The sequence below is a fragment of the Burkholderia puraquae genome (assembly GCF_002099195.1).
GTDB classification, from domain to species: domain Bacteria; phylum Pseudomonadota; class Gammaproteobacteria; order Burkholderiales; family Burkholderiaceae; genus Burkholderia; species Burkholderia puraquae.
Window position 1 is genome coordinate 181,716 of the sequence record NZ_NBYX01000008.1, and the last position, 13,383, is coordinate 195,098.

A 13,383-nucleotide genomic window follows, 5' to 3' on the forward strand; every position below is an offset into this window, starting at 1 on the left:
ATGCGTACGCTCGCGCTGCTCGTCGTCAATGCCGGTTCGTCGAGCGTGAAATTCGCGGTCTTCGCGTATCCGCCGCACGGCGATCCCGTGCGGCGGCCGCTGCACGAGGGTGAAGCGGTCGCAACCGGCAACAGTGTATCGATCCGCTTCGACGCTGCCCCGGGCGGCACGCTGCCGCTGCACGCGGGCGATCCGTACCGCGCCGTGCTCGCGCAGATCGCGATGTGGATCCGCGTGCAACTGCCGCATATCGCGCTGGGCGCGATCGCGCATCGTGTCGTGCACGGCGGTGCCCGGTACGTCGACCCTGTCGTTGTCGACGACGCGGTGCTCGACGCGCTTCGCACGCTGACGCCGCTCGCGCCGCTGCATCAACCGCATAGCCTCGATGCGATCGAGGTGCTGCGCGACGCGTTTCCCGACGTGCCGCAAGTCGCCGTGTTCGATACCGCGTTTCATCGCACGCTACCGCGCGCCGAGCAGTTGCTGCCGCTGCCGCATGCATGGTTCGACCGGGGGGTGCGTCGCTACGGGTTCCACGGTCTGTCATACGAATACCTGGCCGTCGCGCTCGCCGAGCAGTTCGGCGCACGTGCGCACGGTCGCGTGATCGCCGCCCATCTCGGCAGCGGCGCCAGCCTGTGCGCGATGCGCGACTGCCGCAGCGTCGCGACGACCATGGGCTTCTCGGCGCTCGACGGGCTGATGATGAGCTCGCGCTGCGGGACACTCGACCCCGGCGTGGTCCTGCACCTGCTCGAGGCCGGCAAACTGTCCGCCGAAGCATTGGGCCACATGCTGTATCACGAGTCGGGCCTCAAGGGCGTGTCGGGCGCCTCCGGCGATCCGCGTGTGCTGCTGGCGTGCGAAGCCGCCGGTGACGTACTGGCCCGCGATGCGCTGGCACTCTACGTCCATCGCATCGTGCGCGAAGCCGGTGCGCTCGTCGCGCTGCTCGGCGGCCTCGACATGCTGGTCTTCACCGCCGGCATCGGCGAGCACTCGGCGGTCTTGCGCGAGCGGATCTGCGCGGCGCTCGCGTGGCTCGGCATTGAAATGGATGCGCACGCGAACGCGGACCACGCGCAGGTCGTGTCGTCCGCGTCGAGCGCGATCGCGGTAGTCGTCGAGCCGACCAACGAAGCGTGGATCGCCGCGCGCGCCGCGGTCGGTGTGCTGCGCGCCAACCGCGACGCTTGATCCAGATCAGCGCGACCGGCATGCACGCGCCGATGATGATCTCATCCACATCCGTTCAAGGGAAACGCCATGTACTCGAACATTCTGGTTGCACTCGACGGCAGCGACACGTCGTCCCGTGCACTTGACGCCGCGCTGGCTATCGCGTCGGAGACGGGTGCCCGGCTGACTCCCGTCTACGTCGTCGATTTCCTCGTGCCAGCCTACGACATGTACGGCTACGACCCGTCGATCCTGATCGACGCCTTTCGTGAAGAAGGGCTGCGCGTCACCGACGACGCGGCGCGGCGCCTGAAAGCGCGCGACGTCGCCGGCACGCCGCAGATCACCAACGTCGCGCCGGCCGGTGACGACATCCCGCACCGGATCGTCAGTCTTGCCAACGAAATCAAGGCCGATCTGATCATCATCGGCACGCACGGCCGGCGCGGCGTACAGCGCCTCTTCCTCGGCAGCGTGGCCGAGCGCGTGCTGCGCCTGGCCACGTGCCCGGTGCTGATGATTCCGGCGGGCTGCCCGTCCGGTAAACCCGCCGAGACCGTCGCGGCATCAACCGAAAAGGAGCCGTCATGAGCTACAAGACCCTGCTCGTCCACCTCGACGACAGCGAGCGCTGCGCGACCCGCGTCGACCTCGCGCTCGAACTCGCGGCACGCTGGAATGCGCATTTGATCGGCCTCTACGTGGTCTGCCAGGATCTCTTCGAGCCGTTGCGGCGGCCCGACGAACCGCTGAAGCTGGCCGTCTACGAGCGCCTGTGCGACCAGCGGCGCAAGGAGGCCGAGGAGAAATTCCTGATGGCCGCCGAGCGCGCGGGACGCAGCGTCGAATGGCAGGCACCGACCGGCGACGCGACCGCCGCCGCCATTCTGCACGCGCGCCACGCCGATCTGCTGATACTCGGCCAGGAAGACCCGGACGATCGCATGACCTACGTGGCGCGCCATTTCGTCGAGGATCTCGTGATGGGCAGCGGCCGTCCGGCGATCGTCGTGCCCTACGCGGGCGACGTGCGAACGATCGGCGAGAACGTGCTGATCGGCTGGGACGGCGGGCGCGAAGCCGCCCGCGTGATGGCCGATGCGCTGCCGCTGCTGGCCCGCGCGCGCTTCGTCAACGTGGAGACGGTCGTGCGCGGGCAGCCGGATCCGGACAAGACGCCGGCGGGCGTCGACGTCGCCGCGTATCTCGAGCGGCACGGCGTGCGCGCGTCGTTCTCGACAACGCCGCGCGACCGGTCGGTGGGAGTAGGCGCGACGCTGCTGAACCGGGTGACCGACCTGCATGCGGACCTGCTGGTGATGGGTCTGTACAGCCATACGCGCGCGCATGAACGCGTGCTGGGCGGTGCGACGCGCACCGTCCTCGAGACGATGACGGTGCCGGTGCTGCTGTCGCACTGACGCCGCACGCATGACAACGGGGCAGCCGCCCGCGGCTGCCCTCTTCCGTCACAACACGGCCGCGCACGCGCCCCGCCCCTCACGCACGACCAGCACCGGCCGGTCGGCGGTGCGCAGCAGCGACTCGGCGACGCTGCCGAGCAACGCGCGGCGCACGCCGCGGCGTCCGTGCGTGCCCATGACGATCAGGTCCGCGTCGCATTCCGCGGCGGCTCGCTCCAGCACGGACGACACGTCCTCGCCGCAAGCGTCGAGCGTACGGGCTGTGCCGCGCACGCCGCATAGCCGAAACGCGGTCTCGGCGTCCGCCACCGCGATCGCGGCCCTGTCCGCATCCAGCCCCTCCGGGTCGCGCTGGTCGACATAACCGCTGTCGACGTCCGTCAGCCGTGGCGCGTCCGATACCACGCACACGGCGACGATCAGGCCGCCCGAATCGCGGGCGAGCGCGATCGCCTCGTCGAGCGCCAGCCGCGAACTGCGGCTGCCGTCGATTGCCGCGAAGATCCTTGCATACATGATGCCTCCCTGGTGCCGTCGGGTTTCGACCGGCATGCCACACCAGTCTGGGCCCGACGCGCGTCATCCGGTTGACGCCGGTCAAGCCCGCAGGGCAGCCGGCATATGCATCGGTCCCGATTGGCGAATGCAGACAAAACGCGCACAATTTCGGGCGACATCGCAGTTTCAGCCCGCCCCGCTTCTCATACCCCGAGTCCGGGCCGCCGCCCGCCGCCAGCCAGCCGCCGGCGAAATCCGTCAGGATGAACGGCAATGACAGTCAATGCGTCCTCCTCCAAGGCCGGGCCGGCTCCGCGCAGGATTCGGCCTGCGCGATACGCGACCCTGGCCGCGCTGCTGACGCTGGCGCTCGGCCTGGCTGCATCGTTTGCCTGCGCCCGGCTTCTGCAAAACCGGGCGCAGGAAGCCGCCCAGGCTCGCTTCGCGCAATCGGCGACGCTTGCGACGGCCGACCTCCGGCGCAGCCTCCTCGGCGCCGCTACCGTGTTGCGTGGCGCGCGCGGCTTCGCATCGACGCTGGCCGTGCCTCAATCCGGCGACGCGTGGCGCCGCTACCTCGCCGGTCTCGATCTGGACGGTTTGAAGTCACCCGTCCGCAGCCTTGGAAGGATCGAGCCGAGCGCCGCCGACGACAATCAGGCGACCCGACGGGCGCTGCAGCGCGCGGCAGAAACCGGCAAGACCGCGCTGGCCGCGAATGCGATCCAGGACAGCACGGACGCGACGATCACCCGCACGGCGCTGACGCTGTATCTGCCGATTTTTGCGAACGCTGAAGACGGGGCTTCGTCCTGGCCGCAGCACGCGCGCGCGACCGGATACGTTTATGCGGCGCTCGATCCGGAGCGTCTTGTCGATCCATCGGTCCTGGATCGGCTGCACATGGAAATCACGGCCGACAACCCGACGGCTCCCGTCTATTCCGGCGGCTTCAGCGGCGACGACGCCACTGCCGCCCGCGACGTGCTCATGCGAACGGATGCGTTGACGTTCGGCGGCACACCGCTCTCGCTGCGCTACAGTGCGCCGCCCGCCGACACGTCCGGATCCGCGATGGCCGTGCGGGTGGCCGGAATCGCGCTGTCGCTGATCCTGGCCGCCCTCGTGCAGCAGGCCGCCGTCAAGCGAATGTCTGCAGTCGTACCTGTCGGCGACGGCCAGCCGACCGAGGCCAGGATGATGGGCATCATCCGGTCATCGATGGAGGCCATCATCACCGTCGATGAAAGTCAGACGATTGTGATCTTCAATCCGGCTGCAGAACGCGTGTTCGGCGTCTCCGCGATGGAGGCGATCGGCGCACCGCTCTCCCGCTTCATCCCCGAGCGCTTCCGTGCCGCACACACGCGGCACGTCGAACAATTCGGCGTGACCGGCGTGTCGGAGCGCCAAATGGGACAGCAGCGCGTGCTGTTCGGCCTGCGCGGCGACGGCTCGGAGTTTCCGATCGAGGCGTCGATATCGCAGATTCGCGACGGCACGGGCAAGCTGTACACGGTCATGTTGCGCGACGTTACCGAGCGAGTCCGGGCGGAAAATGCCCTCAAGCAGTCACGCGAGGAACTGCGCGACCTGTCCGCCAACCTGCAGAACGTGCGGGAGGAAGAAAAGACGCGGATTGCGCGTGAACTGCACGACGACCTCGGCCAGCAACTCACGGCGCTCAAGATGGATCTCTCCTCCGTCGAACTGGGGCTTGCGGGCGTCGTCGCCCCCCACACCGGCGTGCGCGAGCAGTTGGGCAGCATGCATCGCCTGATCGATTCGACCGTTGCGTCGGTTCGGCGCATTGCGGCCGATTTGCGGCCGGTGATGCTCGACGATCTCGGTCTCGTCCCGGCGATCGAGTGGCTGGTCAACGATTTCACGCATCGCTACCGGATCACGGTCGACCGGGACATCGCCCCCGTCGATACCGCGTTCACCAGCGCCGGTGCCACGACGCTGTTCCGCATCGTGCAGGAAGCGCTCACCAATGTCGCGCGGCACGCCGATGCGACGCAGGTGACGCTCGTATTGAAAGTGGAAGACGGCTACTGCATGCTGCGCATCGCGGATAACGGTCACGGCGCCCCGGAGAGCGCTCACGACGAGCGCGATCGCCCGTCGTTCGGGCTGATCGGCATCCGTGAACGCGCGCACATGCTCGACGGCACGGTGACGATCGACAACCGGCCCGGGACGGGGTTCACGATTACCGTGGCGCTACCGCTTCACGCCATCCAGCAAGGAGACATACTGTCATGATCAGGGTACTCATCGCCGACGACCACGCACTCGTCCGGGACGGCCTGCGGCACATCCTGCAGAGCGCGAGCGGCTTCGAGGTCGCGGGCGAAGCACGCGACAGTGCATCCACGATCGCGCTCGTGCGTGACACCCCCGCGAATGTCCTGGTGCTCGACCTGTCGATGCCAGGCCGAAACGGACTCGAACTCATCAAGCAGATCAAGGACGAGAAGCCGGCATTGCATGTCCTCGTGCTGACGATGCACGCCGAGCAGCAATACGCGGTGCGCGCGTTCCGCGCAGGCGCGTCCGGCTACATGACCAAGGAGAGCGCGAGCGCCGAGCTGGTCGCGGCGCTGACCAAGATCGCAGCCGGTGGCGTCTACGTCAGCCTGACCATGGCCGAGCAGTTCGCCCAGAGTCTCAACGAGCCGACCGATCTCCTGCCGCACCAGCGTCTGTCCGACCGGGAATTCGACGTGTTCCGGCGCGTCACCACCGGCGAGTCGATCTCCGAAATCGCGGAAGCACTTTGTGTCAGCGTCAAGACAGTCAGCACATACAAGACGCGGATCCTCGACAAGATGCAAATGCCGAACGACACGGCGCTCGTGCGCTATGCGATGCGCCACAAGCTGTTCGACGACCCGGACGAGCTCTGACGGCGGCAGCGCGGTCGGGTGGCCTGCTCCGGTGAACACGCTGCCCCGGCCGCATCGACGGCTCGCCACCGCGCATGCGGACCGGACTGCGCCAAACTGCTCGCCTTCGATATCGGTGACGTTCACCGTCACCGCGTGATATCGAAGATAGCGTCCGACATCGTCACCGGCATTGAGTCAGGTCAACGGAATCGTCGGCCGTTGCAGCTGCGTGGCTGCCTGCCTGTTGACGAATTGAGCCAGGCGACACGTGCTTGCCGCTGCAGCGGCGATCGCGACAGGATTCCGCGCCCCTTGTAGGAAACGCCCTACAACGCTTCCACGTGTCCTACCCCATCTTCAATCCCGGCTGATTTCCGTCGTGCCGCACGCCATCCATACTCCGTATCAAGAAAAGCAAGCAAACGTGCCTCCCGGAGCAAAGGCAGCATCACCGTCGAGACCGGCGTACCGGTCCCCAGGCCCGTCCGGAGTGGTTCCCCATCAGGAAGGCGGCAGATGTCAAGGCCGCCGGTACGACGGCCAGCGCGAACCTGCACGACAGCGATTCGCCGCCGCCCCAAAAATTGGAGCCGATCATGCAAAGCAATGCCGATGTTTCGCCGACCATGCCGTTACGTCCGTTACCTCCATTACGTCCGTTCATTCCGTTGCATCCGGTGGAACGGGCAGACCAGCCGAAGCGGGCCGCGTCCCGTTGCTCGACGTGCGCGTTGCGTACCGTCTGCATGCCGGCTGACCTTTCGCCTGACGATTTCGCGCGTGTCGACGCGATGATCTGCACGACGCGGCACATCAGGCGCGGCGAAACGCTGTTTCGCGCAGGCGACACGTTCAACAGCATCTACGCGGTCCGGACCGGGTCGTTCAAGACCATCGTGATGCATCGCGACGGTGACGAGCAGATCACCGGCTTCCAGATCGTCGGCGAATCGCTCGGGCTCGACGGCGTGCACACCGGGCACCACAACGGCGATGCGATCGCGCTCGAGGACAGCACGGTCTGCATCATTCCGTTTGGGCAACTCGAGCAGATGTGTCGCGAAGTGCGGCCGATGCAGCATCACGTGTACCAGATGATGGGCGGCGAAATCGTCCGCGAATCCGCGCTGATGCTGCTGCTCGGCACGATGACCGCCGAACAGCGCGTGGCCGCATTCCTGCTGAACCTTTCTACCCGCTTCAAGGCGCGCGGTTACTCGGCCGCCGAGTTCGTGCTGCGGATGACACGCGACGAGATCGGCGAATATCTCGGGATGAAGCTTGAAACGGTCAGCCGAATGATGTCGAAGTTTCAGCACAAGGGGCTCGTCGCGGCGCAAGGCAAACAGATTCGCATCGTCGATCCGGAAGGCCTCGGGCAGATCTGACCTCACTGCGTGCGCGGCAAGCGCATCAGCCGCGCATGGCGAGCACCGCCGCCCCTGACAAACGCCCCGTGCGCAAGTCGTCGAGCGCGCGGTTCGCGTCGGTCAACGCATAGCGCACGGCCTCGACCCGCAACGGCATCGTATCGGCGATCCGCATGAATTCGACTGCGTCCGCACGCGTCAGGTTGGCGACCGACACGATGCGGCGCTCGCCCCACAGCCACGCGTACGGAAAGCCCGGGATGTCGCTCATGTGGATGCCGCCGCATACCACGATCCCGCCTTTGTCGACGGCGCGGAGCGCGGCCGGCACCAGTGCCCCCACCGGCGCGAAGATGAGCGCGGCATCGAGCGGCTCCGGCGGCGCTTCGTCGCTGCCGCCGGCCCACGCGGCACCGAGTGAACGCGCAAGCTGCTGCGCCGCGGTATCGCCGGGCTTCGTCAGCGCAAACACCTTCCGCCCCTCGACATGCGCGACCTGCGCGACGAGATGCGCCGCCGCGCCGAAGCCGTAGATGCCGATGCGCCGCGCATCGCCCGCCATGCGCAAGGTTCGATAACCGATCAGGCCGGCGCACAGCAGCGGCGCGGCCTCGAGATCGGAATAGCGCTGCGGCAGATGCACGCAATATCGATGGTCGGCGACGGTGCGCTCCGCATAGCCGCCGTCGATCGTATAGCCGGTGAATCCCGGGCTGTCGCACAGGTTTTCGCGGCCGGCCGCGCAATACGCGCAATGGCCGCACGTCGACCCGAGCCACGGCACACCGACGCGGTCGCCCACGGCGAAGCCCGTCACGCCCGCGCCGAGCGCGCGCACCGTGCCGACGATTTCGTGCCCCGGGATCAGCGGCAGCTTCGGATGCGCAAGCTCGCCGTCGACGACGTGGAGATCCGTCCGGCATACGCCGCATGCGTGTACGTCGATCAGCAACTGGCCCGCCGCCGGCAACGGGTCCGGCACGCGCGACTCGCGCAAATGCGGTGTCGTGCCGTCAAACATCATCGCAAGCATGCTCGCCTCCCCCCGCGCGCCGGTTCGTACGCTTCACGTCTCCACGCTAGTCGCTCCGCGCCGCTTGCGCATGGCCCGGTGACTGGCGCTTGATGTGGGTCAACGGCGGCCGGACGGTTGCTGACACGATGAAGTGGCATAACGCCCCCCGTGTGGCGACCAGGAGATGATCGAATGATATCCGTTCCCCCACTTGCCGCAAGCGCCCACCCCGAGGACCATCTGAGGCCGCTGCTGGCCTATGCGGTGCTGGCCCCGTCCAGCCACAACTCGCAGCCGTGGCGGTTCATCGTCGACGGCCCCACGATCGCGGTCTGCGCGGATCGTGTACGCGCGTTGCCCGTCGTCGATCCGTTCGATCGCGAGCTGATCATCAGCTGTGGTGCGGCCCTGCTCAACCTGCGCGTCGCGCTCGATCATGCCGGGCTCGCTCACACGATCAGCACGTTTCCGTCCGACGTCGATCCCGATCTGCTCGCGATGGTCCGGGTTTGCGACGACGGCTATTCCGACGCGTCGCTCGGCGCGCTGTTCGATGCGATTCCGGAGCGCGTCACGACGCGTGCGCCGTTCGAATCGACGGCCGTTCCGGAAACGCTGCAGCGCGAGCTGATCGCGGCCGGTGTCGCGGAAGGTGCCGAGATCACCTGCGTCGACTCGATCGCGCATCGCGCACGGGTGGCCGAGCTGGTCGCAGAGGCCGATCACGAGCAGTTCGCAGACCCGCGCTTCAGGCGCGAACTGGCGAGCTGGATCGATCCGCGCCGGCACGCCGACGGCATGCCGGCATTCGCGGCCGGCGTGCCGACGCTGCTGGATTTCGCGGCGCCCGTCGTGACGATGGCGGTACGGACCTTCGATCTCGGCAACGGGCTGGCCGCGCTGCATCATCAACTCGTCGGCGCGTCGCCGTTGGTCGTATGCATCTCGACCGTGCGCGACGATCGTGACGCGTGGCTCGCCGCCGGACAGGCACTGGAGCGCGTCCTGCTCGTCGCGACGCGCGCAGGCTATACCGCGTCATACCTGAACCAGCCGATCGAAACAGCCGGGCTGCGTGCCCACCTGCGTCACATGCTCGGGCTGCACGGCGAACCGCAGTTGCTGCTGCGCGTCGGGCGCGGCCCGCATACGCCGCATTCGCCGCGCCGCCCGCTCGACGAAGTCATCTCGTGATCGTGCCCTGCGGCGCGATACGGCTTTTCTGATCCGGACGAGGAAAGACAACATGAACCTCCTGCGTTATGCCGGCTTCTGCGCGATCGTCACGGCGGCCAGCCTGGCCGCGGCGCAGACGGCCGTGCCCGAGCCGACCGATCTCGTCAATGCGCAACACTGCATGTTCTGCCACACGTCCGACATGACGTTCCTCGGGCCGTCGTTCCACGACATCGCGCAGCGCTACCGCGGCGATCCGACGGCCGCGCCGGAACTGGAACGCAAGCTGCGCGTCGGCGGCCGCGTGCACTGGGGCGACACGCCGATGCCGTCCGCCGAGGATCGCGGCGGCCCGCTGTCTGCCGACGACGCGCACCAGCTCGTGCAGTGGGTGCTGAGCCAGTAACCGGCCCGCCAGCCAGCCGCTCATGTCGACCGTCGTCAAACGCGTTCCCGCCGGTACCGCACGAAGCGACCTGCGCCGCCAACCCGCACCCGGCCCTACGCCGGCGGACACGCGCAGCAAACGCGCACGCACGCGGCCCGACGCGATCATCGGCAACGAAGGCGTCCGGCGCATCCCGCGTCGCGCCAACGGCTCGAACCGCACGCCCGCCGCCGCCGCCGACGACGACGACGATGCCACCATCCTGCAGCGTGCAGGCATGCGCGGCATCCGGCTGCAACTCGACTACTGGAAGGCCGAGGAACGCCTGCAGAACGAACGCATCGGCCATGCCGTCGTCATCTACGGCAGCACGCGCATCGTTGCCCCTGCCGTTGCGAACGCGCGGCTGAACGAAGCCAATCGCCTGCTCGCGGCGCGCCCGCACGATGCGGGCCGGCGTCACGCCGTCGCGGCAGCGAGCCGGCTCGTCGAGCACAGCGCGTATTACCGCGTCGCGCGCGAATTCGGGCGCATCGTCGGCCACGCCGACCGGTGCACGCGAGCCGCGCGACTCGCCATCGTCACCGGCGGCGGCCCCGGCATCATGGAGGCCGCGAACCGCGGCGCGTACGAGCGCGGCGCGCCGAGCATCGGCTTCAACATCGAGCTGCCGCGCGAACAGGCGCCGAATCCGTACATCACGCCCGAGCTCTGCTTCCGGTTTCACTATTTCGCGATCCGCAAGCTGCACCTGCTCGAACGCGCGAAGGCAGCGGTATTTTTCCCCGGCGGCTACGGCACGTTCGACGAGCTGTTCGAAGTCCTGACGCTGCTGCAAACGCGCAAGATCCCGCCGCTGCCGGTCATCCTCGTCGGCGAAGCGTACTGGCGCCGCGCGGTGGACCTGGCCTTCCTCGCGGACGAAGGGATGATCGATCGCTGCGATCTCGACCTGTTCACGTACTGCGAATCCGCCCCCGACATCTGGCGCGCGATCGGCGGCTGGTATGCGCGGCGGCGCACGGCGCGGCCGGTGCGACGCCGCACGACGCCGAAGCCGCGTGCCGTGTAGGAATACGCCGACGCCCGCCGCACGATTCCTACCGCAGCTTCGGGGCACGCCGATTGAATCGCGCCGGCGCGGCAACGATACTGGATTCACGGATCACGGCTGCGCGGTATCCGGATTCCGGGCCATCAGGAGAGTCGTCATGTCACACGCTACCCATCTTCCCGATTCGGGCGATCACGCCGGCCGCGCCGACGCACCCGCGCTCGACACGCAGGCGCTCGTCGCCCTCGCACGCGACGCCGGCATGCTCGTGATCCTCGACGGCCAGATCGGGCGCGAGCGGTACGAGAGCGTGACGGGGTCGGTCGCCACGCTGGCGCGCTTCGCGCAGGCGCTGCAACTGTCGGCGCTCAAGGCCGCCTGAAGGCGCGCACGGCCGTGCCGCGCCGCCGGCATTCGGTGCGGCGGCGGCGGCCCCGCCCTCCGATGCAATGGCCGTTCTCGCGTTGCCGTTTCGTCCGTTCGCCCGGGTTGCCCGCATCCCGGTGACCGTGCGCCGGCCGGCGCCGGCCACGCCTTTCGCCCGGTCGTCTCCGGGATGAAGCCGCGATGAACCGGCCCCTTTCCGAGCGCATCGCCCACCTGCTGCCAGGCGTTGCGCTGCTCGCGAATTACCGGCGCGCATGGTTCTCGCGCGATCTCTATGCGGGCATCGCGCTGTCGGCCGTGCTGGTGCCCGTCGGCATGAGCTATGCCGAGGCGGCCGGCCTGCCCGCCGTCACGGGGCTCTATGCATCGATCGCCGCGTTGCTCGCGTACGCGCTGCTCGGCCCGAGCCGGATCCTCGTCCTCGGCCCCGATTCGGCACTGGCCGCGCTGATTGCCGGCGCCATCGCTCCGCTCGCCGGTCACGATCCGCAGCGCGCCGTCGCGCTCGCCGGCGTGCTGGCGCTGTCGGCCGGCACGATCTGCATCCTGCTCGGCGCGCTTCGCCTCGGCTTCGTCACCGATCTGCTGTCGCGTCCGATCCAGTACGGCTACCTGAACGGCATCGCCATAGCGCTCGCGATCGGCCGGTTGCCGGAACTGCTGGGCATGCCGGTATCGGGCGGCGACGTGTTCGGCAGCGTGCCGCGCATCGTGCACGCCCTCGTCGAACATCGGTTCTCCGGCGCTGCCGCGGTGCTCGGCATCGGTGCGCTCGCAGCCATTTTCCTGATGAAACGCGTGATGCCGCATGCGCCCGGCGTATTAATCGCGGTGCTGGCGGCGACCGTCGTCGCGCACGTGTCGCCGTTGCACGGGGTGGCAACGGTCGGCGCACTGCCGGCCGGCGCGCCCGTGCCGCACCTGCCGGTCGTCTCCGTCGCCGACCTGACCGCGCTCGCGTCCGGCGCGATCGCCGTCGCGCTGGTGTCGTTCGCCGACATCAGCATGTTGTCGCGCGCGCTGTCCACGCGCGCGGGCGATACGCCGGACCGCAACCAGGAACTGGTCGCACTGGGCGCCGCCAATCTGCTGGCCGGCGTGATGCAGGGCTGCGCGGTCAGCAGCAGCGCATCGCGTACGCCCGTCGCGATTGCCGCGGGCGCGCAAAGCCAGGTCACGAATCTCGTCGCGGCCGCGTGCATCGCGATCCTGCTCGTTGCCGCACCCGCGCTGCTGACCCTCGTCCCGCGCCCGGCGCTGGCAGCCGTCGTGATCTACGCGGCGTTCGGCATCGCGGACGTCCGCAGCGTCGTGCGCCTGTACCGGATGCGCCGCGGCGAATGCCTGATTTCGGTGCTGTGCTTCGCCGGCGTGATCGGCATGGGCGTCGTGCCCGGCATCCTGCTCGCCAGCGCGCTGTCGCTGCTGTCGTTCGTGTGGCGCGCGTGGCATCCGTACGATGCGGTGCTGGGCCGGCTGGCCGGCGTGCGCGGCTATCACGACATTGCGCGCCATCCGGAAGCCGTGCAGACGCCCGGGCTCCTGCTGTTTCGCTGGGATGCGCCGCTCTTCTACGCGAACGTCGAGATTTTCTGCGAGCATCTGCACGCGGCCATCGCAAAGTCGGCGGCGCCGATCGCGCGCGTCGTCATCGCGGCCGAGCCCGTCACCGATATCGACGTCAGCGCCGCGGACCGGCTCGTGATGCTTGGCGAGGAACTCCGGGAGCGGAAGATCGCGCTCGACTTCGCGGAAATGAAAGGCCCCGTGAAGGATCGCCTGCGCGCCTACGGGCTATTTGACGCATTGGGTTCCGCCAGCTTCTTCCCGACCGTGACCGACGCCGTCGCGCATCATGTCGGACGGCAACGCAGACATGCGGCACGAGGCGACGAACCGGTCACGCGCCCCGCCCCGCCGCTTGCCGCACGAAACCGGGCGGACAGCTAGACATATCGATACATACGCATGCGCCGCGTGCCGCATCGGATGACA

Annotated in this window: 14 protein-coding genes; 11 read left to right on the forward strand and 3 right to left on the reverse strand. The window is 68.3% G+C overall.

The annotated features are described in order from the left end of the window. The 3 genes from B7G54_RS17750 to B7G54_RS17760 all read left to right on the forward strand — a co-directional run bounded on the left by B7G54_RS17750 (position 1) and on the right by B7G54_RS17760 (position 2,603). Positions 1-1,200 carry an acetate/propionate family kinase gene (locus tag B7G54_RS17750; RefSeq protein WP_085040242.1) on the forward strand — a complete coding sequence of 400 codons (1,200 nt, stop codon included), beginning with the start codon at positions 1-3 and terminating at the stop codon, positions 1,198-1,200. A gap of 69 nt (positions 1,201-1,269) precedes the next feature. Beyond that, positions 1,270-1,773, forward strand: coding sequence for a universal stress protein (locus B7G54_RS17755; protein ID WP_085040243.1), 504 nt, complete (start codon positions 1,270-1,272; stop codon positions 1,771-1,773). After that, positions 1,770-2,603: a universal stress protein gene (locus B7G54_RS17760; protein ID WP_085040244.1), complete on the forward strand. Its 834-nt coding sequence runs from the start codon at positions 1,770-1,772 to the stop codon at positions 2,601-2,603. The genes B7G54_RS17755 and B7G54_RS17760 overlap by 4 nt, the downstream gene beginning before the upstream one ends. Positions 2,604-2,651: 48 nt before the next feature. Here B7G54_RS17760 and B7G54_RS17765 read toward each other — a convergent pair whose 3' ends face one another. Next, positions 2,652-3,122: a universal stress protein gene (locus tag B7G54_RS17765; protein WP_085040245.1), complete on the reverse strand. Its 471-nt coding sequence runs from the start codon at positions 3,120-3,122 to the stop codon at positions 2,652-2,654. A 255-nt stretch (positions 3,123-3,377) separates the two neighbouring features. Here B7G54_RS17765 and B7G54_RS17770 point away from each other — a divergent pair, with 255 nt between their 5' ends. Together B7G54_RS17770 and B7G54_RS17775 are read left to right on the forward strand one after the other, a co-directional pair. Continuing rightward, positions 3,378-5,372 carry a PAS domain S-box protein gene (locus B7G54_RS17770; RefSeq protein WP_085040246.1) on the forward strand — a complete coding sequence of 665 codons (1,995 nt, stop codon included), beginning with the start codon at positions 3,378-3,380 and terminating at the stop codon, positions 5,370-5,372. Next, positions 5,369-6,016, forward strand: a complete 648-nt coding sequence (locus B7G54_RS17775) for a response regulator (protein ID WP_085040247.1) — start codon at positions 5,369-5,371, stop codon at positions 6,014-6,016. The genes B7G54_RS17770 and B7G54_RS17775 overlap by 4 nt, the downstream gene beginning before the upstream one ends. A gap of 430 nt (positions 6,017-6,446) precedes the next feature. Here the strand turns inward: B7G54_RS17775 and B7G54_RS39760 are convergent, their stop codons facing one another. Beyond that, complete coding sequence (locus tag B7G54_RS39760) at positions 6,447-6,746, reverse strand: hypothetical protein (protein ID WP_244289377.1); 300 nt, start codon at positions 6,744-6,746, stop codon at positions 6,447-6,449. On the opposite strand from B7G54_RS39760, the gene fnr reads away from it, so the two are divergent. Next, positions 6,676-7,386, forward strand: a complete 711-nt coding sequence (fnr, locus tag B7G54_RS17780; protein WP_244289365.1) for a fumarate/nitrate reduction transcriptional regulator Fnr — start codon at positions 6,676-6,678, stop codon at positions 7,384-7,386. The genes B7G54_RS39760 and fnr overlap by 71 nt on opposite strands. A gap of 25 nt (positions 7,387-7,411) precedes the next feature. On the opposite strand, the gene B7G54_RS17785 is transcribed toward fnr, so the two are convergent. After that, positions 7,412-8,401 carry a zinc-dependent alcohol dehydrogenase family protein gene (locus B7G54_RS17785; RefSeq protein ID WP_085040248.1) on the reverse strand — a complete coding sequence of 330 codons (990 nt, stop codon included), beginning with the start codon at positions 8,399-8,401 and terminating at the stop codon, positions 7,412-7,414. A 174-nt stretch (positions 8,402-8,575) separates the two neighbouring features. On the opposite strand from B7G54_RS17785, the gene B7G54_RS17790 reads away from it, so the two are divergent. From B7G54_RS17790 to B7G54_RS17810, 5 genes are all read left to right on the forward strand, one after another. Next, positions 8,576-9,577 carry an Acg family FMN-binding oxidoreductase gene (locus B7G54_RS17790; protein ID WP_085040249.1) on the forward strand — a complete coding sequence of 334 codons (1,002 nt, stop codon included), beginning with the start codon at positions 8,576-8,578 and terminating at the stop codon, positions 9,575-9,577. 52 nt (positions 9,578-9,629) lie between these two features. Continuing rightward, a complete protein-coding gene (locus B7G54_RS17795; RefSeq protein ID WP_085040250.1) occupies positions 9,630-9,965 on the forward strand; it encodes a c-type cytochrome in 336 nt (111 codons plus the stop codon). A 22-nt stretch (positions 9,966-9,987) separates the two neighbouring features. Next, positions 9,988-11,019 (forward strand): LOG family protein, encoded by a 1,032-nt coding sequence (locus B7G54_RS17800; protein WP_085040251.1) that lies wholly within the window; start codon positions 9,988-9,990, stop codon positions 11,017-11,019. A gap of 139 nt (positions 11,020-11,158) precedes the next feature. Continuing rightward, positions 11,159-11,383 carry a hypothetical protein gene (locus B7G54_RS17805; RefSeq protein WP_085040252.1) on the forward strand — a complete coding sequence of 75 codons (225 nt, stop codon included), beginning with the start codon at positions 11,159-11,161 and terminating at the stop codon, positions 11,381-11,383. A 185-nt stretch (positions 11,384-11,568) separates the two neighbouring features. Next, the gene (locus B7G54_RS17810; protein ID WP_085040253.1) at positions 11,569-13,338 is read left to right on the forward strand and encodes a SulP family inorganic anion transporter; all 1,770 of its coding nucleotides are present in this window, start codon (positions 11,569-11,571) and stop codon (positions 13,336-13,338) included. Positions 13,339-13,383: the final 45 nt, after the last annotated feature.

Coding starts and splice junctions, on each gene's coding strand:
- B7G54_RS17795 (WP_085040250.1), top strand. CDS start 9,630: ATGAACCTCCTGCGTTATGCCGGCTTCTGCGCGATCGTCACGGCGGCC.
- B7G54_RS17785 (WP_085040248.1), bottom strand. CDS start 8,401: ATGCTTGCGATGATGTTTGACGGCACGACACCGCATTTGCGCGAGTCG.
- B7G54_RS17800 (WP_085040251.1), top strand. CDS start 9,988: ATGTCGACCGTCGTCAAACGCGTTCCCGCCGGTACCGCACGAAGCGAC.
- B7G54_RS17805 (WP_085040252.1), top strand. CDS start 11,159: ATGTCACACGCTACCCATCTTCCCGATTCGGGCGATCACGCCGGCCGC.
- B7G54_RS17790 (WP_085040249.1), top strand. CDS start 8,576: ATGATATCCGTTCCCCCACTTGCCGCAAGCGCCCACCCCGAGGACCAT.
- B7G54_RS39760 (WP_244289377.1), bottom strand. CDS start 6,746: ATGCAGACGGTACGCAACGCGCACGTCGAGCAACGGGACGCGGCCCGC.
- B7G54_RS17755 (WP_085040243.1), top strand. CDS start 1,270: ATGTACTCGAACATTCTGGTTGCACTCGACGGCAGCGACACGTCGTCC.
- B7G54_RS17760 (WP_085040244.1), top strand. CDS start 1,770: ATGAGCTACAAGACCCTGCTCGTCCACCTCGACGACAGCGAGCGCTGC.
- B7G54_RS17750 (WP_085040242.1), top strand. CDS start 1: ATGCGTACGCTCGCGCTGCTCGTCGTCAATGCCGGTTCGTCGAGCGTG.
- B7G54_RS17765 (WP_085040245.1), bottom strand. CDS start 3,122: ATGTATGCAAGGATCTTCGCGGCAATCGACGGCAGCCGCAGTTCGCGG.
- B7G54_RS17810 (WP_085040253.1), top strand. CDS start 11,569: ATGAACCGGCCCCTTTCCGAGCGCATCGCCCACCTGCTGCCAGGCGTT.
- B7G54_RS17770 (WP_085040246.1), top strand. CDS start 3,378: ATGACAGTCAATGCGTCCTCCTCCAAGGCCGGGCCGGCTCCGCGCAGG.
- B7G54_RS17775 (WP_085040247.1), top strand. CDS start 5,369: ATGATCAGGGTACTCATCGCCGACGACCACGCACTCGTCCGGGACGGC.